The following is a 19,770-nucleotide window of genomic DNA, read 5'->3' as shown; positions in this document are numbered from 1 at the left end:
GCCGCGGGTGCGCCGCGGCCGGGGGCGCGCCGTGGCCGGGGGCGGGACCGGGCCGTTCGCGGAACGGCGCCGGACTCCCGCCCCGCCCGGGCTCACCGACTCATCGACGACTCACAGCCACACGTTGTCGTTGACCGAGCCCAGGCCGGTGCCGGACAGCCGGCGGTGCAGGGCCAGCGCCTGGTCCTCGGTCAGCGAGGCGACATGGTCGGCGGCGGCGCGCAGCCGGTCACCGTGCAGCGCCAGCTCCTCGGCGCGGTCCGGAGGCAGCAGCTCGGGCGCGTCATAGGACCAGCGCAGCAGCTCGCTGACCACCCGCCGCTTGCCGTGCTGCTGGGTGGCGAGCGCGGGGCGGTCGATGACGTAGCACCACACCAGCTCCTTGAGCAGATCGCAGGCGTCCCGCCGCTCCTGGGGGATCACCAGGCGCGCCCCGTAGCGGATGGCCGCGGTGCCGCCCACCTCCAGCTCGATCCCGCGGGTGAAGTACGAGATCAGATCGGCGGTGCGGCGGTTGACCGCGACCGCGTCCTCATGGCTGCCGCTGTACGGGGCGGGCACCGCCAGCCGCTTGCCGATGTCCGCCATCATCACCAGCGCCGCCGCACGGTCGAAGGCCGCGCCCTCCCGGGCCCGCTTCGCCTCGACGTAGTCCAGGAAGCGGCGGGTCTCCCGCTCGGTGTCGGCGCCCGCGGCACCGTCCGGCGGGAACAGCGCGGCCAGCGGAATCAGGCCCGTACGGTAGAAGTCCTCCACGTCGTGGCAGGCGTAGGTGACATCGTCCGCCCAGTCCATGACCTGCTCCTCGACCGGCACGGCGGTGTCCGTACGGCCCGCCCGCACCCAGGCGAACGCCTCCCGGTCGGCGACGTACACCCCCCACTTCACATGCCGCGCCGGGTCCTGGTCGACGGGCGCCCGCTCCCACGGGTACTTGGTGGCGGCGTCCAGACAGGCGCGGGTCAGATGCAGCCCGCGGTGGCCCGGGTACTTGTGGGCGGCGAGGAAGGTCAGCACCCGCAGGGTCTGCGCGTTGCCCTCGAAGCTGTCCAGCACACCGTCGGTGAAGTGCAGCTCGTCCATCGTGGCGCGCAGCGCCAGCTCGCCCGCGTGCCCGAAGGGCGGATGGCCGATGTCGTGGGCCATGCACGCCGCCTCGACGAGCGCCGGGTTCGGCCCGCCGTACCGGCGCTCCAGCCGCTCCGCCATCCGCCGCCCGAGCTGCGCGACCTTCATCGAGTGGGTCAGCCGGGTGTGGTACGCGCCCAGCTCGGCGCTCGCCACCACCTGGCTCTTGCCGGCCAGCGCCCGCCACTGGGTCGAGTACAGGATCCGGTCGACGTCGTGCTCGAAGCCGGACCGCTGCCCGTCGTCGGGCACCCGCCGCCGGAGGGAGTGCTGTTCGAGGTCCTCGTCGCTGTATGTGGCAGGTCGCATGCGCGGATCGTAGTCCTGCGCCGCGGGGCGGGGGACGGCCGGTCGGTCCGGGGGCCTGCCGCCAGTGCGGATGTGCCCTACGCGCCCACCCGGCGCCGCCAGCGCGGATGCGGACGGGCGTGCGGGCGGGCGTGCGTCGGGTGGGCGTCGGCCCGGCGGCGGCGGTCGTTGCAGAGCAGGCACTTGCCGTAGCCCGGCGGGAGCGGATCTTCCGGGTCGCCGTGGAGCGGGTCGACCGCGCCATGGGGATGTATGGCGCAGCCGGTCGGGCCGGTGTCCGCGCCCAGCGAGCTGGCGGCGGTCAGGGCTTGCCGGAGGACGTCGACGAGCTGGTCCGCGTCGCGCCGGGTCGGCGCGGACTGCAGGGACGAGGCAAGGTCGGAGGCGGTGGTCAGCGCGTTCTGGAGTTCGCGCAGGTTTGCGTAACCCATGCCTCGGAGCGTAGGCGGACCCACTGACAGTTGATCTTCCGATCGCACTTGGCGGCTTCCCATGGCCGGATGCATGCCCGCTCACGCCCATGATTTAGCACCGGGACGATGACGGTCGTCTTGCCGGTCCATGACGAGACGGGGCGGGGCCGGGCGAGACGGGGCGGGGCGGGACCGGGCGAGACGAGGCGGGGTGCCGCCCCCCACCCCCGAACCCACCCCCCGCCCCCTCCCCCGAAGGGGGAGAGGGGGAGGGGGCGGGGGAGAGCCGAGCGGCCGGTTGAGACCACCGGGCCGGAGCCCGCGGCGGTGAGCCGTCGGGCCGGAACCGCCGGGCGGGAGTCGCCGGGCCGAGGTCCGCCGGAGTGCGCCAGCGGCCGATGAAAAGCCCTGGCCAGCCCCCGGCGACCCGCCTGCCGCCGCGCCCTCAGGGAGCGATCGGCAGCGCCCGCTTGTGCTCGGTGAGGCGGTAGCGGCGGACGATGGCCTCGGCGGCTGCGGCGTCGACCGGCTCGCCCTCCAGGAAGTCGTCGATCTGGTCGTAGCTCACACCGAGCGCGTCCTCGTCCGGCTTGCCGGGGTCGAGGGTCTCCAGGTCGGCCGTCGGCACCTTCTGCACCAGCTCGGCGGGGGCGCCCAGCGCCGCCGACACCGCGCGCACCCGGCGCTTGGTCAGGCCGGTGAGCGGCACCACGTCGGCCGCGCCGTCACCGAACTTGGTGAAGAAGCCGGAGACCGCCTCGGCCGCGTGGTCGGTGCCCACGACCAGGCCGTCATGGGCGCCCGCGACCGCGTACTGCGCGATCATGCGCTGGCGCGCCTTGATGTTGCCCTGGACGAAGTCCTGGTGGTGGGCGTCGCGGAAGACGAGCCCGCCGTCCACCGCGGCCTGCAGCGCGGCATCGCTGGCCGGGCGGATGTCGACGGTCAGCTCGCGGTCGGCGCGGATGAACTCCAGCGCCCGCTGGGCGTCCTTCTCGTCCGCCTGGACGCCGTACGGCAGCCGCATCGCGTAGAACGTCGCCTCGTGCCCGGCGGCGCGGGCCCGCTCCACGGCGAGCTGGCAGAGCCGGCCGGTGGTCGTGGAGTCGACGCCGCCGCTGATCCCCAGGACCAGCGAGCGCAGGCCCGTGGAGGTCAGGCGCTCCGTGAGGAAGGCCACCCGGCGCTCGATCTCCTGCTCGGCGTCGAAGGACGCGGTCACCTGGAGATCCCGGGCGATCTCCTGCTGCAGGGCCTTGGACGCCGGGTCGGTCACGGCTGCTCCTCGTGTTCTCGTGCTGCTGCTTCTCGTGCCGCGCCACGCCGTGGCGGCAACAGCGCGGCGACGGTGACGCACTGTTCCCCGGCCGACCGCGCAGGGTGTTCTCCTCCGCGGCGGCGCGGTCTCTGTCGGCGCGCAAAGGTGCGCCGAGAGGAAACCTTATGCCGGGCGCGCCCACTTCTGGAGGGCGGCCTTGGTCGAGAAGTCCGCGACGTCCTTGTCCAGCGGCTGGTCGGTGTACTGGTGGAAGCGCCATTTCGCCTTGATCCGCGGATGCCCGGCGGAGACGTAGTCGGCGATCCACAGGCCGTCGGCCGCGTAGGAGGTGGTGTCGTGGTGCAGCCAGAAATCGCGGTTGCAGTAGAGCACCACCCGGTGGGTGGGGCGCAGCCGCTTCACCTCCTTCAGGAACTGGTCCTTTTGCGCATTGCTCGCGTAGGTCCCCTCGCCGGTGCGCTCCCAGTCGCAGGCGAGGAGATCACCCTGCACGGATGCGCATTTCTCGACGAAGTATTTCGCCTGGGCGGCGATGTTCCCCGGCCAGAGGAAGTGGTAGAAGCCGACCACGCAGCCCGCTTTACGGGCCTTTGACGCCTGCGCGGACTGGTGCGGATTGATGTAGGAGCGGCCTTCGGTGGCCTTGACGAAAACGAAGTCCAGCCCCTCGGCGGAGTACGAGGTGTTGTAGGCGCTGACATCGACACCATGCAGCATGAACGGCCTCCTGCCGATCGGACCTGCGGATTCGAAGCGTCAACTGCTCGAAACGTCAACTGCGTTGCAGCGGTGCCGGGCGTTTCCGGTGTGACCGGGATTCGGTGCTCGGGATTCGACGGTCGGGATTCGACGGTCGGATTCGGTGTTCAGGAATCGGTGATCGGGATTGGGGGGGTGGGGGTGAGTGATCGCGGTGCGGTGATCGGGCTTTCCGTGGACCGGCGTTCCTGCGTGCGAAGCAGTCTCGTTCCAGCAGTTCAGCATGTTTGCCACCGGGGGCGCCAGATCGTGGACGGGAAGTTCCTTGAGCCGCGGTCAAGTTGCGGCGGGGCCGGTTCCGCCGACCGGACCGGCCCCGCCGTCCGGGGCAGCGGGATCAGCGCCGTGTGATCCGCCGCACCAGCCGCCGGGCGCGGGGCCGGACGCGGCCGAGGGTGCGCCGCAGGGCGCGGCTGCCGCGCGTCGACCGGAGTTCCCCGAAGAGGTCCTCGTAGCGCCCGGCGATCGGCTCCGGGTCGTAGCGGTGCGAGCTCTCCAGCGCGGCCCGGGCCATCGTGTGGCGGCCCTGCGGGTCCTCGATGAGCCGCAGGAGGGCGCCGGTCAGGGCCTGGCCGTCGCCGCGCGGCACCAGCAGCCCGTCCGTACCGTCGTGGATGATCTCGGCCGGGCCCAGCGGGCAGTCGGTGCTGACGACGGGCACGCCGCAGCGCATCGCCTCGACGAGGGTCATGCCGAAGGACTCGGCGTCCGAGGCCGAGGCGACGATCGACGCCTTGGCGAACTCCGCCTCGATCGGGGAGCGCGGCCCGGTCAGCTCCGCCCGGTCGCCCAGACCGAGCCCGTCGATCAGCTCCTGGAGCCGGGCGCGCTCGGCGCCGCCGCCGTGTATTCGCAGCCGCCAGTCGGGGTGCTTGGCGGCGACCGCGGAGAACGCCTCGATCAGCAGGTCGAAGCGCTTGCCGCGGACCAGCCGGCCGGCCGCGGCGATCACCTTCGCGGTGCCCTCGGACGGCGGCCCGGCCGGCGCGGGCACGATGTTGGGCACGGCCAGGACCCGCACGCCGGGCAGCGGCATCCGCGCGCGGTAGACGGCCGCGTCCGCCTCGGTCGTGGTGACCAGGGCGTCCAGCGTCCGGTAGTGCCGGGCGAGTTCGGCCCGGAGCCGCTTGCTGTGGGCGTCGTGGCGGAGGTGTTCCTGGGCGATCCGCAGCGCCCGGCGGGGGCCGAAGCGGGCCAGGTAGACATTGATGCCGGGCCGGGTGCCGATCAGCACGTCGGCGTCGCTGCCGCGCAGGTACTCCGCGGCCCGTACGTCGATCAGCCGGCTGTACTGGTGGTGCCGCTTCTCGGCGAGCGGGAAGTCCTGCGCGGGCTCGCCGAACAGCGGATCGGCCATGTCCTCGCTGCCGACGCGGGTGTCCACCAGCGGCACCAGCCGCACCCGGGGGTCCAGGGTGAAGCGCGGGACCTCGCGGTGCCGCTGCATCGAGACGATCTCGACGTCGTGCCGGCCGGCGAGCGCGGCCGCGAGGTTGAAGGTGGTGCGGACGGTGCCGCCGATGGCGTAGGCGTTGTGCAGCAGGAGGGTGATCTTCATACGGTGTCGTGCTTCTTCCCCGAGATGTGCCGAGTCGTCCCGACCGGCCGGTACGCTCGCGGCGGGGTCTCCGCGACCGGCCCGTCCGGCACCGGGCCACCGTGGCGGCAAGGGGTAAGCCGATGGCGTGGCGAGGGTGAGAGCCCGGTAAGAACCGCGGGTGAGATCCCGGTAAGAAAGCCGGTGCCCGCCCCGCCGCCCGCCGCCGCACCTCCGTGACCTTGGCAGACTTGCCGGGTGACCCATTCCGTACTGCTCGCCGAGGACGACCGTCCCATCCGCACCGCGCTGGAACGTGCCCTGACCCTGGAGGGGTACGAGGTCACCGCCGTCGCCGACGGCATCCAGGCGCTCGCCGCCGCCCACCGCGAGCGGCCCGACGTGATCCTGCTGGACGTGATGATGCCGGGGATCGACGGGCTGCAGGTGTGCCAGGTGCTGCGGGCCGAGCAGGACCGCACCCCGATCCTGATGCTCACCGCGCGGGTCGAGACCGCGGACCGGATCGCCGGTCTGGACGCCGGCGCCGACGACTACGTGGTCAAGCCGTTCGAGGTCGAGGAGGTCTTCGCCCGGCTGCGGGCGCTGCTGCGGCGGACGACGGCGGGCGCGCCGGCGGACGAGGGCGGCGCGGGCGCCGCTCCGGCCGTGACGGACGAGGGCGAGGGGGCCGGGGAGGCGTACGACGCGCGGGTGGCGGACAGCGGCGTCGTCGAGGCCGCGGACCTGCGGATCGACGGGCCCTCGCGCCGCGCCTGGCGCGGCGAGCGCGAGCTGGAGCTGACCCGCACCGAGTTCGAGCTGCTGGAACTGCTGGTCCGCAACGCCGGGATCGTCCTGGACCATTCGACGATCTACGACCGGATCTGGGGCTACGACTTCGGTCCCGGCTCGAAGAACCTCGCGGTGTACGTGGGCTATCTGCGGCGCAAGGTCGACGTCCCGGGCAGCCGGCCGCTGATCCACACGGTGCGGGGCGTCGGTTACGTGCTGCGGGAGGACTGAGATGGCCGCACCCCGCGACCGGTCCGGGACCGGGCCCCGCACCCGGCCCGGCCGCCGGCTGCGGGCCCGGCTGCGGGCCCGGGCGGGCTCCTGGCGCCGCGGCGGCTCGGCCGCCTGGCTGCGCACGCGGAAGCCCGCCAGCCTGCGCACCGCCGTCGCGATGGCGTTCGCCACGGGGACGGCCGCGGTGACCGTCCTGGTCGGGTTCCTCAGCTACGACGCCGCGGCCCGCCTGGTACGGGTCGACGAGAAGTCGGTGTTCTCGCAGGTCGTACGGGATCTGCGCACACAGGTCCAGGAAAAGCCGTTCCAGCCCGCCGACTACACCACCGTCGACCCGGACCACGACGGCCCGCGCGACGACCTCACCCGCCCCACCCGTACCGATGTGCAGATCCTGGGTGCCGGCGGCCGGATCGTGGAACCGGGACGCCCGGCCCTCCCGGCCGGTGACGGGGAACGCCGGATCGCCGACGACGCGCGCGCCGGACGGTACGCCGAGCGGGAGGCGGAGATCGGCGACGAGGAGTACCACGTGGCGACCGTGGCGCTCGGCGGCGGCCGGGGCGCCGTACAGGTCGCGCAGAAGTTCAGCGAGACCGAGGACCTGCTCTCCGCGCTCCAGCAGCGCACCGCCCTGCTGGCCGCCGCGGTCATCGCGCTGTCCGGCGCCGGCGGCTGGTGGCTGGCGCGCCGGATCACCGGCCGGCTGGTGCGGCTGACCTCGGTCGCCGAGAACGTGGCGGAGCACGGACGGCTGGACGTCCCGGTCCCGGTGGCGGGACGCGACGAGGTCGCCCGCCTAGGACGGGCCTTCGACGACATGCTCGGCCGGCTCGCCAGCGCCGTCCAGGACCAGCAGCGCCTCGTCCAGGACGCCGGCCACGAACTGCGCACCCCGCTGACCTCGCTCCGTACGAACATCTCGCTGCTGAAACGGTTCGACGAGCTGCCGCCGGACGCCCGCGAGGAGCTGCTGGCCGACCTGGCGGGCGAGGCCAGGGAACTCAGCGACCTGGTCAACGAACTGGTCGACCTGGCGGCCGGACAGCGCGACGACGACCCGCTCTCGGACGTGAACCTCGCCGAGGTCGCGGAGAAGGCGACCGCCTCGGCCCGCCGCCGCACCGGCCGGGAGATCACCGTACGGACCGTGAGCCCGGCGGTGGTCGAGGGCCGCCCCGCCGCCCTGCACCGCGCGGTCACCAACCTCCTGGAGAACGCCGCCAAATTCGACGCCGGCGGCACCGAGCCGATCGAGGTCGTCGTCACCGGCGCCCGCATCGAGGTCCTGGACCGTGGCCCCGGCATCGCCGACGCCGACCTCACCCGCGTCTTCGACCGCTTCTACCGGGCAGCCGCCGCCCGCGGCCTGCCCGGCTCCGGCCTCGGCCTCGCCATCGTCCGCGAGATCGCCACCGCCCACGGCGGCCACGCGTTCGCCGCGCGGCGGCCGGGGGGTGGGGCGACGCTCGGGTTCACCGTCGGCACGAACGCTTAGCGCTTGGCTTTTTTCCCACGTTTTTGGCTTTTCCGCCGTGGTTGTTGCTCGCCGTGTTTCGCCCCGCTGCGCGGGTGCGCCCGGCGTTGCGCCTGCGGCGGGCCGGGTCCGCTGCGCGGGGCTGTCGGGGTGCGGTGACGGGCCTGCGCGGGTGGGGGTGTCCGGACTGCTTCGCTTTACGTCCGGACACCCCCACCCGCTCCGGCCCGTCCCCTCCCGTGGGTGGGTGGGTGAAAGGCCGGTGGGGGTGGACCTCGGTGGTCCGGTGCGCGTTGTGGACGTGGGGAAACGGCCGTGGGCATAGGGAAATGGCTGCGGCGCGGGGAGTTGGCTGTGATCGACGCCCGCCCCCACCTGTACTCACTCTCACCACGGGAGGTGACGGGCCGGAGGGGCCTGGTGTGTGGACGTAAAGCGAAGCAGTCCACACACCAGGCCCCTCCGGCCCGTCACCGCACCCACAGCCCCGCGCAGCGGACCCGGCCCGCCGCAGGCGCCACGGCGGGAAAGCCAGCCACGTGGGCCGGCGGCAAAGCGCAGCGGAATGCCGAAGACGTGGGAAAAGAGCCAAGCGCAGCGTCCTCGTGGAGATCCGTCGCCGCGTCCATGGTGGAGGCCGCGGATATGCCCAGGCAGGCGAGCAGGGCGGTGGCGGCGAGCAGGCGGCGGCCGTGGAGGGCGGTCGTGCGCGCGGCTGGGGCCGCGGATGGTTCGGGGGCCAGCAGGGCGGCGACCCGGTGGGGGACGGGGCCGGCCGTCGCGGCGAGGACGGTGCGGGGGCGGTGCGAGGCCGGGGCGGGGCGGGTGGCGAGCGCGGCGCGGCCGATGGCACGGGCCGTGAGGCGGCGGTCCCCCACCCGTGCCGCGGCCGATTCGTCGGCCCACCGCTCCAGGGCGTAGGCGAGCGGCGCGTGCAGGAACCGGAGCAGCGGGTGGCAGACCGCGGCGAGCGCGGCCGTGAGCAGGAAGAGGTGGTGGCGGCCCGCGAGGTGGGCCCGTTCGTGGGCGAACAGCGCCTCGCGTTCGTCCGGGGGCAGGGCCCGCAGCATCCCGGCGGTGACGACCACCCGGCCCGGCCGGCCGGGCAGGGCGTAGGCATCGGGCGCGTCGTCGGGCAGGACGCACAGGTCGCCTGCGGTGGGGTGGGCGCCGGTGGCGCGCCGTGCGGCGCGCAGTTCGGTGTGGTGGCGCCGGGCGCGGCGGACGGCGCCGAGCGCGGCGGCGGTGAGCAGTGCGGCGGCGGCACCGGCCGTGGGGAGGGACACGGCCGGATCGCCGCCGGGCAGCGGCAGGGCGAGGTGGTCCAGGGCGGCGACCTGTGGCAGCCGCAGCGCGCCGGCGGTCAGCAGCAGGACGAGCGCCGTGGTCGTACAGGCGGCCAGTGCGACCGCGCAGCCGGTCAGCAGCCAGGCCGCGGCGCGCGGCGGCAGCGACCGGGCCAGGCGGCGGGCGGCCGGCACCGCGAGCAGCGGCATCAGCAGGGGGATCCAGACGGCGAAGATCATGGCGGGGCGGTTCAGGGAGCGGCCTGCGGGCCGGTTCCCGGCCGCTGGGGGGTGTCGTCCGCGGCGTCCAGGAGGGTCCGCAGCAACTGTTCGTCCTCGCTGGTCAGCTGGGAGACGAAGCGGGCGAGGGCGGTGTTGCGGTCGTCCTGTTTGTCGAGTTCGCTGCGCATCCGCCGGGCGGTCAGGCCCGCGGAGTCCTGTATGGGGGAGTAGGCGAAGCCGCGGCCGGCCCGGGAGCGGGAGGCCGCCCCCTTGTCGTGCAGCCGGGTGAGGATCGTGGTGACGGTGGTCCGCGCGAGGCGGCCGCCGAGGGCGCTCTGCACCTCGGCGGGGCTGAGCGGCCCGTCGGCCGCCCAGAGCGCCGCGAGGACGCTCGCCTCCAGCTCACCGGACGGGCGCCGCTGCGCGGGTGATGTCTCCGACATGGAACGCCCTTCACCACTTCGTCATCTACAGTCACGTAGACCGTCTACGTGACTGTAGTCGGCCGGGCCGTTCCGAGGGCAGGCCCGCAACCATTATGGGAGGGTCCGCCGACATGTCTGCAGCCGCAGCGTCTTCGCAGGTGACAGCGGTCTCGCAGGTCGTGGACGGGCGCGGGGCCGACCCTCTCGCCCTCGGGGGAGCCTCGATCGACGGCGGCCCGTACCTGTGGATCACCGGACTCGTCCGGCACGTCCCGCACGGCCTGAACACCCTCGTGTCCTACTGGAGCGACTACGGGCTCGTCCTCTTCGCCGTGCTGATGCTGATCGGCTGGTGGCGGGCGCGCAACGGCGGCTCCGGTGCCATGGCCCTGGCGCTGGCCGCCCCCGTCGTCGTGATCGCCGCGTTCCTCGTCGACGACCTGGTCAAGGCCCTCTTCGGCGAGGAACGCCCCTGCCGGACGCTGGCCGCGGCCACCCTCCAGCCCTGCCCCGGGCCCGGCGACTGGTCCTTCCCCAGCAACCACGCCACCCTCGCCGCGGCGGCCGCGGTCGCCCTGCTGCTGTGCGACCGGCAACTGGGCCGGATCGCCGTACCGGCCGCGCTCCTGATGGCGGCCTCGCGCGTCTGGGTCGGTGCGCACTACCCGCACGACGCCGTCGCCGGTCTGGCCGTCGGCGCGCTGGTCGCCCGGGGGCTCATCCCGCTCGCCCGGCGCGCGGCCCCCGCCGTCGACCGGATCCGGGCCTCCCGGCTGCGCCCCCTGGTGGCCGCGCGGTGACGGCGTCCGGGCCGGCCGCGACGCCGGTGCCGCCCACCGCCCCGCGTCGGCGCCCCGGCACCGTCCCGCTGCTGCTCCTCGCCGCCGTGTGCGCCGCGCTCTTCGCCGCCGTGGCGCTCACCGTGTCCCTGCGCCAGGGGACCCCGCTCGCCCCCGAACGCGCCGCCCTTCGCTGGTCGACCGCCCACCACGGCGAGCCCCTGCGCTCCCTGGCCCGCGCGCTCACCGCCACCGGCAGCGGACCGGTGCCCTATCTGCTGGTGGTGCTCGCCGGCCTGCTGGCCGGGCGGGGCGCGGCGGGCCGGCTGCGCGCGGTGCTCTGCGCCGTCGCCGTCCTCGCCGCCGGCCAGGCGATCCGCTACGGCCTGATGGAACTGCTCGCCCGCCCCCGCCCGCCTGCCGCCGACTGGGCCGCGCACGCCTCCGGCTACGCGTTCCCCTCCGGCCACGCCACCACCTCCGCGCTGGCGGCCGGCATCCTGGCCTGGGGCATCGCCCGGTTCGCCCGCCCCGGCGTGGCGCGCACCTGGTGCGCGGTGCTCGCGCTCTGGGCCGCCGGGGTCGGTCTCACCCGCGTCTACCTGGGCGTCCACTGGCCGGGCGACGTCCTGGGCGGCTGGCTGCTGGCGGCCGCCCTGCTCGCCCTCGCGCTGCTCCTGGAGCCGCTCGCCCTGCCAGAACGCGACCGCCCCACCCGGCCCGGCGCACGCCCCTCGTCACGGCCATTCCCATGAAGAGCTGACGATCGGCCCAGGTCTTCCCCAAGGCCGCATGGACCCCTGCCGCGCCGAGCAGCACTGTCCTGGGTGCCGGACGGCGGGCGCGAGGCCGCCGCGGCGCCGCTCAGGGCACGTACCACCGCAGCACCAGGGGGAACACCCGATGAACCAGCCGCTCGACGCCTCCCCGCCGCGCCCGTCCGCCGACGGGCGCACCGCGTCCACCGCCCCGCACGGCCGCTGCCCGGCCGCCGCCGCCAAGGACCCCACTCCGTGCGAGGGCCCGCGGGACGCCGCCACGATCGTCGACCGCCAGGGCAGGGAGGTCGCCGGCTGCGTCCACCACTGCGCCCGCCTGCTCGCCGGCCTCGAAGGCGCCCGCGTCCACCCCTTCGTCCCCGCCGGCCAGGCCCTGGACATCTACTCCCGGGCCCGCGAACTCCCGCCCTTCGCCTGGGAGATCGGCAGATAGCGCCGAAGCACCGCCCTCAGCACTCGATGATGTTCACCGCGAGCCCGCCGCGGGCCGTCTCCTTGTACTTGACGGACATGTCGGCGCCGGTGTCCTTCATGGTCTTGATGACCTTGTCGAGGGAGACGTGGTGGCGGCCGTCGCCGCGCAGGGCCATGCGGGCCGCGGTGACGGCCTTGACGGCGGCCATGCCGTTGCGCTCGATGCAGGGGATCTGCACGAGGCCGCCGACGGGGTCGCAGGTCAGGCCGAGGTTGTGCTCCATGCCGATCTCGGCGGCGTTCTCGACCTGCTCGGGGGAGCCGCCGAGGACCTCGGCGAGGCCGCCGGCGGCCATGGAGCAGGCGGAGCCGACCTCGCCCTGGCAGCCGACCTCGGCGCCGGAGATGGAGGCGTTCTCCTTGAAGAGCATGCCGATCGCGCCGGCGGCGAGGAGGAAGCGGACCACGCCGTCCTCGTCGGCGCCGGGCACGAAGTTGACGTAGTAGTGCAGGACCGCGGGGATAATGCCGGCGGCGCCGTTGGTGGGGGCGGTCACCACCCGGCCGCCGTCCGCGTTCTCCTCGTTGACGGCCATCGCGTAGAGGGTGGTCCACTCCATCGCGCGCGCGGCCGCGTCGCCCTCGGAGCGCAGGGCGCGGGCGGCGTTCGCGGCGCGGCGCCGCACCTTCAGGCCGCCCGGCAGGATCCCCTCACGGGACATACCGCGGGTCACGCAGGCCTGCATGACGTTCCAGATCTCCAGCAGGCCCGCGCGGATCTCGTCCTCGGTGCGCCAGGCCTTCTCGTTCTCCAGCATCAGGGCGGAGATCGACAGGCCGGTCTGCTGCGACAGCCGCAGCAGCTCGTCGCCGGTGCGGAAGGGGTGGGTCAGGACGGTGTCGTCCGGCACGATCGGGTTCTCGCCGGCGACCGCGTCCTCGTCGACGACGAAGCCGCCGCCGACCGAGTAGTAGGTCTTCTCCAGCAGGGGGGCGCCGGCGGCGTCGTAGGCGAAGAGGGTCATGCCGTTGGCGTGGTAGGGCAGGGCCCGGCGCCGGTGCAGGATCAGCTCGGCCGACTCGTCGAAGTCGATCTCGTGCGCGGCGCCTATCTCCGCGCCGAGCAGCCGCAGCCGCTTGGTCTGCCGGATGCGCTCGACCTCGGCGTCGGCGGACTCGACGTCGACGGTGCGCGGGGAGTGGCCCTCCAGGCCGAGCAGGACGGCCTTGGGGGTGCCGTGGCCGTGGCCGGTGGCGCCCAGCGAGCCGAACAGCTCGGCGCGCACGGTGACCGTCTGGGCGAGCAGACCGTCCTTCTTGAGGCGTCCGACGAACATCCGGGCGGCGCGCATCGGGCCGACGGTGTGGGAGCTGGACGGGCCGATGCCGATGGAGAAGAGGTCGAAGACGGAGATGGCCACGGGGGCGGACTCCCTTGTCTGCTCGTGGTGGACGGTGGAGCAATGGTGCGAGAGGTACGTTTCTGCGCCGTTGGTCGAGCGTAACGCGGTCCCGGGGCGGTGCCGCCGGACGGAAACCGTCGGCTGCCCGTCGCCGGGGGCAACGGCCGGTGGCGCCGAGGAGACGCGGGTCGGGGGGTGCCGGGCCGCGCACGGGCCGGGGCCCGCCGGGCACGCTGTCCGGCTCTGGTGTTGTGGGCACGGGCCCGGCCGGAGTCCCGCGGCCCGTGGAAGGGCTGCTGCCCTCGGGAGCCGCGGTCATGCATGGCGCGCGGGCGCCGGAGGGCGCCGTGGGGGCGCGGAAGGGGGAGGAACGGGTGTACAGGCCGTGGGCCCGGGACGGTCCGCCCCGGGCCCACCGCTCGTGCACCCGCCGCCCGCCGGTCGGCGGGCAGCGGGCTCAGCGCGCGCGACGCGTCACAGGGACGGGTACAGCGGGAACTTGCCCGCGAGCGCGGTGACGCGGGCCTTGAGGGCCTCGGCGTCGTAGGCGGGCTTGAGGGCCTCGGCGATGATGTCGGCGACCTCGCGGAAGTCCTCGGCCCCGAAGCCGCGGGTGGCGAGCGCGGGGGTGCCGATGCGCAGACCGGAGGTCACCATCGGGGGCCGGGGGTCGTTGGGGATCGCGTTGCGGTTGACGGTGATCCCGACCTCGTGGAGGCGGTCCTCGGCCTGCTGGCCGTCCAGCTCGCTGTCGCGCAGGTCGACGAGGACGAGGTGGACGTCGGTGCCGCCGGACAGGACGGAGACGCCGTGCTGCTTGACGTCGTCCTGGACCAGGCGCTCGGCCAGGATCCGGGCGCCGTCGAGGGTGCGCTGCTGGCGCTCCTTGAAGTCGTCGGACGCGGCGACCTTGAAGGAGACGGCCTTGGCCGCGATGACGTGCTCCAGCGGACCGCCCTGCTGACCGGGGAAGACCGCGGAGTTGATCTTCTTGGCGAGCTCCTGGGTGGACAGGATCACACCGCCGCGGGGGCCGCCCAGGGTCTTGTGGGTGGTGGTGGTCACCACGTGGGCGTGCGGCACCGGGTTGGGGTGCAGCCCCGCCGCGACCAGGCCGGCGAAGTGCGCCATGTCGACCATGAGGTAGGCGCCCACCTCGTCGGCGATCCGGCGGAACGCGGCGAAGTCGAGCTGGCGGGGGTAGGCCGACCAGCCGGCGACGATCAGCTTGGGGCGGTGCTCCTTGGCGAGGCGCTCGACCTCCTCCATGTCGACGAGGTTGGTCTTCTCGTCGACGTGGTAGGGCACCACGTTGTAGAGCTTGCCGCTGAAGTTGATCTTCATGCCGTGGGTCAGGTGACCACCGTGGGCGAGGTTCAGGCCCAGGATGGTGTCGCCCGGCTTGATCAGGGCGAACATGGCGGCGGCGTTGGCCTGGGCGCCGGAGTGCGGCTGGACGTTCGCGGCCTCGGCGCCGAAGAGGGCCTTGATGCGGTCGATGGCGATCTGCTCGACGACATCGACGTGCTCGCAGCCGCCGTAGTAGCGGCGGCCGGGGTAGCCCTCGGCGTACTTGTTGGTGAGGACGGAGCCCTGGGCCTCCATGACGGCGACGGGGGCGAAGTTCTCCGACGCGATCATTTCGAGGGTGGACTGCTGGCGGTGGAGTTCGGCGTCGACGGCGGCGGCGACATCGGGGTCGAGCTCATGGAGGGAGCTGTTCAGAAGCGACATGAGTCTTTCCTGGGGGAGTCAGGGGCGCGATGGGGGCCGGCGGACGGGGTCCGGGGCCTTCCCGCCGGCGGTGGCGGTCGGGGGGAGCCGGACGGTTCAGCCGGTGATGAAGGCGGCGTACTCGTCGGCCGAGAGCAGCTCGCCCGGCTCACCGCTGATCTTCACCTTGAACAGCCACCCGCCCTCGAACGGGGCGGAGTTCACCAGCGAGGGGTCGTTGACGACGTCCTCGTTGACCTCGGTGATCTCACCGTCGACGGGCGAGTAGAGGTCGCTGACCGACTTGGTCGACTCCAGCTCGCCGCAGGTCTCGCCCGCCGCGACGGTGGCACCGACCTCGGGGAGCTGCACGTAGACGACGTCGCCGAGCGCGTTGGCCGCGTGCTCGGTGATGCCGACCGTCGAGACGCCGTCCTCGGCGCCCGACAGCCACTCGTGCTCCTTGCTGTAGCGCAGCTGCTGGGGGTTGCTCATGGCTCGATTCTCCTGTACGCGAGGGTGTGATCGTGAAGGGGGTCGCCCCTGGCGGAGCCGGGGGAGGTTCGTGCACGGTGCGGCGCGGGGGCGCGCCGCGGCCGTGTCTGCCGCCGTGAGCCCTTACTTCTGCCGCTTGTAGAACGGCAGCGCGGTGACCTCGTACGGCTCATGGCTTCCACGGATGTCCACGCAGACACCCTCGGTGCCCGGTGTGGCGTAGGCGGCGTCGACATAGGCGATGGCGACGGGCTTGCCGAGCGTGGGGGAGGGGGCCCCGGAGGTGACCTCGCCGATGACCGTGCCGTCGGCCGTGACGACCGGGTAGCCGGCGCGCGGGACCCGGCGGCCCTCGGCGATCAGGCCGACCAGCTTGCGCGGCGGGTTCGCCTCGGCCCGCTCGGCGGCGGCCGCCAGCGCGGCACGGCCGACGAAGTCGCCGTCGTTGGTCGTCTTCTCGAACTTCACGACCCGGCCCAGGCCCGCGTCGAACGGGGTGGTCGCGGTGGTCAGCTCGTGCCCGTACAGCGGCATGCCCGCCTCCAGGCGCAGGGTGTCGCGGCAGGACAGGCCGCAGGGCACCAGGCCGGCGTCCTGGCCGGCCTCGGTCAGCGCCTCCCAGAGGGCGACCGCGTCGGCGGGCCGGACGAACAGCTCGAAGCCGTCCTCGCCGGTGTAGCCGGTACGGGCGATCAGCGCCTCGACGCCGGCGACGGTGCCGGGCAGGCCGGCGTAGTACTTCAGGCCGTCCAGGTCCGCGTCGGTGACCTTCTTGAGGATGCCGGGGGACTCCGGGCCCTGCACCGCGAGCAGCGCGTAGGCGTCCCGGTCGTCGCGGATCGCGGCGTCGAAGCCGCCGGCGCGGGCGGTCAGCGCGTCCAGCACCACCTGGGCGTTGGAGGCGTTGGCGACGACCATGTACTCCTGGTCGGCGAGGCGGTAGACGATCAGGTCGTCGAGGATGCCGCCCCCGGCCTCGCAGATCATGGTGTAGCGGGCGCGGCCGGTCCTGACCCCGCCGATGTTGCCGACCAGTGCGTAGTCGAGGAGGTCGGCGGCCTGCGGGCCGGTGACGGTGATCTCGCCCATGTGGGAGAGGTCGAAGAGGCCGGCGCGGGTGCGGACGGCGACATGCTCGTCCCGCTCGCTGCTGTAGCGCAGCGGCATGTCCCAGCCGGCGAAGTCGGTCATGGTGGCGCCGAGCGCGCGATGGGTGGCGTCCAGCGCGGTACGGCGGGGGGCATCAGTCATGGTTCTGGGCTCCCAGGCATGGGTGAGAGGACATTCTCCCCATCTGTCATCGGAACCTGAGAGGTTCACCGGGATCCCGCGAACGGACCCGGTTTGCACCTTGGGTGGAGCCGCCCCGTGCGCCGGGCGTCGGCTCGCTTTTCAGATCTGCCTCGCCCGCGCGGTATAGGGGCCTGAGAGATTCAAGGGAGGACTTGCTCCTTCGGCGCCCCGCCATGGCGGCCGGGGACTCTCCCGCGCGGGTTCAAGCGGCCGGTATGGAGTTGGCGGTGCACGGGTGAGCTGTGATGTGCACGTGGCGGCCACATCATTACACGGGATCGCCCGATAGAGGAGCCCCGGCCGTCACCCCGCCCGTGACGTGGGCGGATCGGACAATCACCTTGATGGGCATTACCTTTTCTTGACACTCTGCGGGTAGGGGACGGACTCGAACCGGAACAGAACCGGACGGGGAGGACGATCGCGTGCACAGTGAAGCGGCATTCGGGGCCACTTCCGGGGTCGTGCCTCCGGCCGTCGCGCCGGCGGCGCCGCCCGCCGCCGTGCCCCGGGCGGGCCGGACGCCGCGGCGCGCCGTCCGGCCGGGGCGTGGCGCCGCCGTCGTGGACCTGCGGGGCCCGGGGCGGCCGGCGGGCGCCGCCGAGCTGCGCTTCCCGGCCGGCGACCTGGTGGTGGTCTCCGGGCTGCCGGGCAGCGGCAAGAGCACCCTCATGCACCGCGTCGTGCCGCCGCTGGACGCCCGCGGCGCCGCGGTGCACCGCATCGATTCGCAGGACGTCCGCGAGCGCTGGGAGCACGGCAGGCTGCGCCGGCTGCCCTACGCGCTCTACCGCCCGCTGGTCCGCGCCGCCCACTACCTGACGCTGGGCCGTGCGCTGCGCTCCGGCGGGAGCGTGGTGGTGCACGACTGCGGCACCCTGGCGTGGGTGCGCGGCTGGATCGCGCGGTCGGCTGTGCGCGGCGGGCGCGGGCTGCATCTGGTGCTGCTCGACGTGCCGCCCGAGGTGGCCCGCTCCGGCCAGGAGTCGCGCGGGCGCGGCGTGTCGGGGTACGCCTTCGCGCGCCACCGCAGGGCGGTGGGCCGGCTGGTCCGCGCGGCGGAGTCGGCGCGGCTGCCGAAGGGGGTCGGCTCGGCCGTGCTGCTCGACCGGCGGTCGGCGGGCGCACTGGAGACGGTGCGCTTCGACTGAGCGGAGCGGACCGTGCCCCGCGGGTTGCCCGGCGCGCCTTCTCGTCTAGGGTCTTTGGCCAGATGGCGCGGTTTGGAACGGGTGGATACACATGACATTGCCGGAGCAGGGGATACCGCAGCTGGCGTGGCCGGCGAACGAACTCGAAGAGGTGCTGGCCGTGTCGGTCGGGCATCCGGGCGCCGGTGGCCGGATCGTCGAGGTGCTGGGCCGCAGCCGGGTGTGGGTGCCGCTGCCCAACGGCGGCGGCCCGGAGAGCGCGGGCCCCGGCGCCCGCGGCCTCGACCTGCCGACCGTCGAGCTCGGCGGCGCGGCCTACGTCCCGGTCTACAGCTCCGAGCAGGAGTTCCTGCGGACGGTCGGCTCGCACATGTCCTTCACCGTCGCCCCGGCCCGGGAGTTCGCCCGCGGGCTGCCGCCGCACATCGGCATCGCGGTCAACCCCGACGGCACGATAGGTGTCCCGCTGCCGCCGCCCGCGGTGGCCGAACTGTGCCGTGAGCGCCACGAGGCGGCCGGTGTGCCCAGCGGCGGCCGGGTGCGGCTCTTCGAGCCGGACTGGCAGGACGAGCCGGTGGACTTCCTGGCCGCCGCCGGACTGGAGTTCTCCGCCGCCGGAATTGTCCTGACCGCCCGGCGTGCCCTGGCAAGTGTCGAGGGCGACACGCCCGCGCTGTTCATCGGTGTCCAGCTCGCCGCCGACCCCGCGGCACTGCACGACGGCACCGCCCGCGAGGCGGTACTGTCAGCCCTCGGACGTGCGCTCGGTGCCGTACCGGTGCCCTGGCCCGTACAGCTCGTCATGCTCGACCTCGCCCAGGGCGACCCGGTCGGCGCCTGGATGCTGGAGCGTGTGCGGCCCTTCTACGCCCGGGACCACTCGTAAGCTGGACGGATGACGGGGCGGGCGCACCCACACGTGCCCTGCTGACAGAAGGGACGGACCACGTGAGCGCGGGTGCGCATCAGGGGCCGGCGGCGGCCGGAGCGCTGGAGCAACTGCTCCAGCAGGTCTCGCCCGGCCGTTACGACGCCTATGAGGCGCTGCTGCACGCGCTCGCCGCGGGCCAGGTCTGGATGCTGCTGTGGCACGGCCGGGCCGGAATGCCCGACGCGCAGTACGGGAACATGGAGGTCGAGGGCCTCGGCTACGCGCCGTGCGTGACCTCGGCCCCCGAACTCGCCGCCTCCGGCTGGAACCGCGACCACGAGGTCGTCACGGGTCCGGAGATCGCCGCCGCGCTCTTCCCCGACCGCTGGGGCCTGTGGCTCAATCCGCACGCCCCCGGCGGCGGCGTCGGCATCCCGTGGCTGGATCTGCGCCGGATCGCCGGAGGTCTGGACCGGCTGCCCGCCGGTCCGCTGCGGATCTCGGAACCGGTCATCGACATCCCGCAGTTCTACGCGCTGCTCGCCCAGAACGCCCACCGCACGCCCGCCGTCCGGTCGCTGCGCCGGGCGTGGGTGCAGCCGGCGCTCGGCGCCCCTTATCTGGCGATCGGTCTGGATCTGTACGACACCGGCCAGCAAGCGGTGGATTCGGTGCGGTTGATGATCCAGCAGTCGATCGGCGCGGTGCCGGACGGCCTGCCCGTCTCCACGGTCGCGATGAACGACGAGTACGACCCGGTCGGCATGTGGATGCGGGCGTCCACGCGCCCCTTCTTCGACCGTGACGGCTACGTCCAGCCGCCCGGCCAGCCGGCCCCCGCGCCGTCGTACGGCTACGGCTACCCGCGCCCCTACTGACCCCCGCCCGGCGTCCGGGAGTGCCGGCCGGACGCCGGTCCTGGGGTGAAATCCCCCTGTATTCCCCGTGGTTGAGGACCCCTCCCGCGGAAGGCCGCCCCGCTCAGGCCGAACTCCTGTCCGTATAACG

19 protein-coding genes and 2 riboswitches are annotated in these 19,770 nt (G+C 73.8%); of the genes, 8 read left to right on the top strand and 11 right to left on the bottom strand.

Features of this window, described 5'->3' with window-relative positions; all coding sequences use genetic code 11:
* Positions 1 to 111: 111 nt before the first annotated feature.
* From dgt to K7396_RS11250, 5 genes are all read right to left on the bottom strand, one after another.
* A complete protein-coding gene (gene dgt / locus K7396_RS11270; protein WP_223659873.1) occupies positions 112 to 1,437 on the bottom strand; it encodes a dGTP triphosphohydrolase in 1,326 nt (441 codons plus the stop codon).
* A gap of 77 nt (positions 1,438 to 1,514) precedes the next feature.
* A complete protein-coding gene (locus K7396_RS11265; RefSeq protein ID WP_152104593.1) occupies positions 1,515 to 1,868 on the bottom strand; it encodes a hypothetical protein in 354 nt (117 codons plus the stop codon).
* 427 nt (positions 1,869 to 2,295) lie between these two features.
* Positions 2,296 to 3,126 carry an ammonia-dependent NAD(+) synthetase gene (nadE, locus tag K7396_RS11260; RefSeq protein WP_086720735.1) on the bottom strand — a complete coding sequence of 277 codons (831 nt, stop codon included), beginning with the start codon at positions 3,124 to 3,126 and terminating at the stop codon, positions 2,296 to 2,298.
* A gap of 165 nt (positions 3,127 to 3,291) precedes the next feature.
* Positions 3,292 to 3,846, bottom strand: coding sequence for a GH25 family lysozyme (locus K7396_RS11255; protein ID WP_086720736.1), 555 nt, complete (start codon positions 3,844 to 3,846; stop codon positions 3,292 to 3,294).
* Positions 3,847 to 4,225: 379 nt separating this feature from the next.
* On the bottom strand, positions 4,226 to 5,446 hold the full coding sequence (locus tag K7396_RS11250; RefSeq protein WP_086720737.1) for a glycosyltransferase family 4 protein: 1,221 nt from the start codon (positions 5,444 to 5,446) through the stop codon (positions 4,226 to 4,228).
* A gap of 237 nt (positions 5,447 to 5,683) precedes the next feature.
* On the opposite strand from K7396_RS11250, the gene K7396_RS11245 reads away from it, so the two are divergent.
* Both K7396_RS11245 and K7396_RS11240 read left to right on the top strand, forming a co-directional pair.
* Positions 5,684 to 6,451, top strand: coding sequence for a response regulator transcription factor (locus K7396_RS11245; RefSeq protein ID WP_086720738.1), 768 nt, complete (start codon positions 5,684 to 5,686; stop codon positions 6,449 to 6,451).
* Position 6,452: 1 nt separating this feature from the next.
* Entirely contained in the window at positions 6,453 to 7,952 is a 1,500-nt protein-coding gene (locus K7396_RS11240) for a sensor histidine kinase (protein ID WP_086720739.1), read from the top strand.
* Positions 7,953 to 8,401: 449 nt separating this feature from the next.
* On the opposite strand, the gene K7396_RS11235 is transcribed toward K7396_RS11240, so the two are convergent.
* Together K7396_RS11235 and K7396_RS11230 are read right to left on the bottom strand one after the other, a co-directional pair.
* Positions 8,402 to 9,457 (bottom strand): M56 family metallopeptidase, encoded by a 1,056-nt coding sequence (locus K7396_RS11235; protein WP_223659871.1) that lies wholly within the window; start codon positions 9,455 to 9,457, stop codon positions 8,402 to 8,404.
* A gap of 11 nt (positions 9,458 to 9,468) precedes the next feature.
* Entirely contained in the window at positions 9,469 to 9,882 is a 414-nt protein-coding gene (locus K7396_RS11230; RefSeq protein ID WP_086721152.1) for a BlaI/MecI/CopY family transcriptional regulator, read from the bottom strand.
* A 113-nt stretch (positions 9,883 to 9,995) separates the two neighbouring features.
* Between K7396_RS11230 and K7396_RS11225 the strand changes: the two genes are divergently transcribed.
* From K7396_RS11225 to K7396_RS11215, 3 genes are all read left to right on the top strand, one after another.
* Positions 9,996 to 10,664 (top strand): phosphatase PAP2 family protein, encoded by a 669-nt coding sequence (locus tag K7396_RS11225; protein ID WP_086721151.1) that lies wholly within the window; start codon positions 9,996 to 9,998, stop codon positions 10,662 to 10,664.
* A complete protein-coding gene (locus tag K7396_RS11220; protein ID WP_086721150.1) occupies positions 10,661 to 11,398 on the top strand; it encodes a phosphatase PAP2 family protein in 738 nt (245 codons plus the stop codon). The genes K7396_RS11225 and K7396_RS11220 overlap by 4 nt, the downstream gene beginning before the upstream one ends.
* A 148-nt stretch (positions 11,399 to 11,546) precedes the next feature.
* Positions 11,547 to 11,855 carry a hypothetical protein gene (locus K7396_RS11215; protein WP_086721149.1) on the top strand — a complete coding sequence of 103 codons (309 nt, stop codon included), beginning with the start codon at positions 11,547 to 11,549 and terminating at the stop codon, positions 11,853 to 11,855.
* 16 nt (positions 11,856 to 11,871) lie between these two features.
* Here K7396_RS11215 and K7396_RS11210 read toward each other — a convergent pair whose 3' ends face one another.
* The 4 genes from K7396_RS11210 to gcvT all read right to left on the bottom strand — a co-directional run bounded on the left by K7396_RS11210 (position 11,872) and on the right by gcvT (position 16,698).
* Entirely contained in the window at positions 11,872 to 13,257 is a 1,386-nt protein-coding gene (locus tag K7396_RS11210) for an L-serine ammonia-lyase (protein WP_086721148.1), read from the bottom strand.
* Positions 13,258 to 13,713: 456 nt separating this feature from the next.
* Positions 13,714 to 14,973: a serine hydroxymethyltransferase gene (gene glyA / locus K7396_RS11205; protein ID WP_152104863.1), complete on the bottom strand. Its 1,260-nt coding sequence runs from the start codon at positions 14,971 to 14,973 to the stop codon at positions 13,714 to 13,716.
* Between the two features lie 96 nt (positions 14,974 to 15,069).
* A complete protein-coding gene (gene gcvH / locus K7396_RS11200) occupies positions 15,070 to 15,447 on the bottom strand; it encodes a glycine cleavage system protein GcvH (RefSeq protein WP_086720531.1) in 378 nt (125 codons plus the stop codon).
* Between the two features lie 123 nt (positions 15,448 to 15,570).
* Positions 15,571 to 16,698, bottom strand: a complete 1,128-nt coding sequence (gcvT, locus tag K7396_RS11195; protein ID WP_086720530.1) for a glycine cleavage system aminomethyltransferase GcvT — start codon at positions 16,696 to 16,698, stop codon at positions 15,571 to 15,573.
* Positions 16,699 to 16,731: 33 nt separating this feature from the next.
* A riboswitch (glycine riboswitch) is annotated at positions 16,732 to 16,849 on the bottom strand.
* Positions 16,850 to 16,945: riboswitch (glycine riboswitch) on the bottom strand. It abuts the riboswitch before it with no gap.
* Positions 16,946 to 17,204: 259 nt separating this feature from the next.
* Between gcvT and K7396_RS11190 the strand changes: the two genes are divergently transcribed.
* The 3 genes from K7396_RS11190 (at position 17,205) to K7396_RS11180 (ending at position 19,640) form a co-directional block, all read left to right on the top strand.
* The gene (locus K7396_RS11190; RefSeq protein WP_086720532.1) at positions 17,205 to 17,891 is read left to right on the top strand and encodes an AAA family ATPase; all 687 of its coding nucleotides are present in this window, start codon (positions 17,205 to 17,207) and stop codon (positions 17,889 to 17,891) included.
* 91 nt (positions 17,892 to 17,982) lie between these two features.
* A complete protein-coding gene (locus K7396_RS11185) occupies positions 17,983 to 18,777 on the top strand; it encodes an enhanced serine sensitivity protein SseB (protein WP_086720529.1) in 795 nt (264 codons plus the stop codon).
* Between the two features lie 62 nt (positions 18,778 to 18,839).
* Positions 18,840 to 19,640 carry an enhanced serine sensitivity protein SseB C-terminal domain-containing protein gene (locus K7396_RS11180; RefSeq protein WP_086720528.1) on the top strand — a complete coding sequence of 267 codons (801 nt, stop codon included), beginning with the start codon at positions 18,840 to 18,842 and terminating at the stop codon, positions 19,638 to 19,640.
* The last annotated feature ends 130 nt before the right edge of the window (positions 19,641 to 19,770 follow it).

The organism is Streptomyces angustmyceticus (genome assembly GCF_019933235.1).
GTDB classification, from domain to species: domain Bacteria; phylum Actinomycetota; class Actinomycetes; order Streptomycetales; family Streptomycetaceae; genus Streptomyces; species Streptomyces angustmyceticus.
Note: the sequence above shows the minus strand (reverse complement) of the source record. Positions and strands in the feature narration are given on the sequence as shown.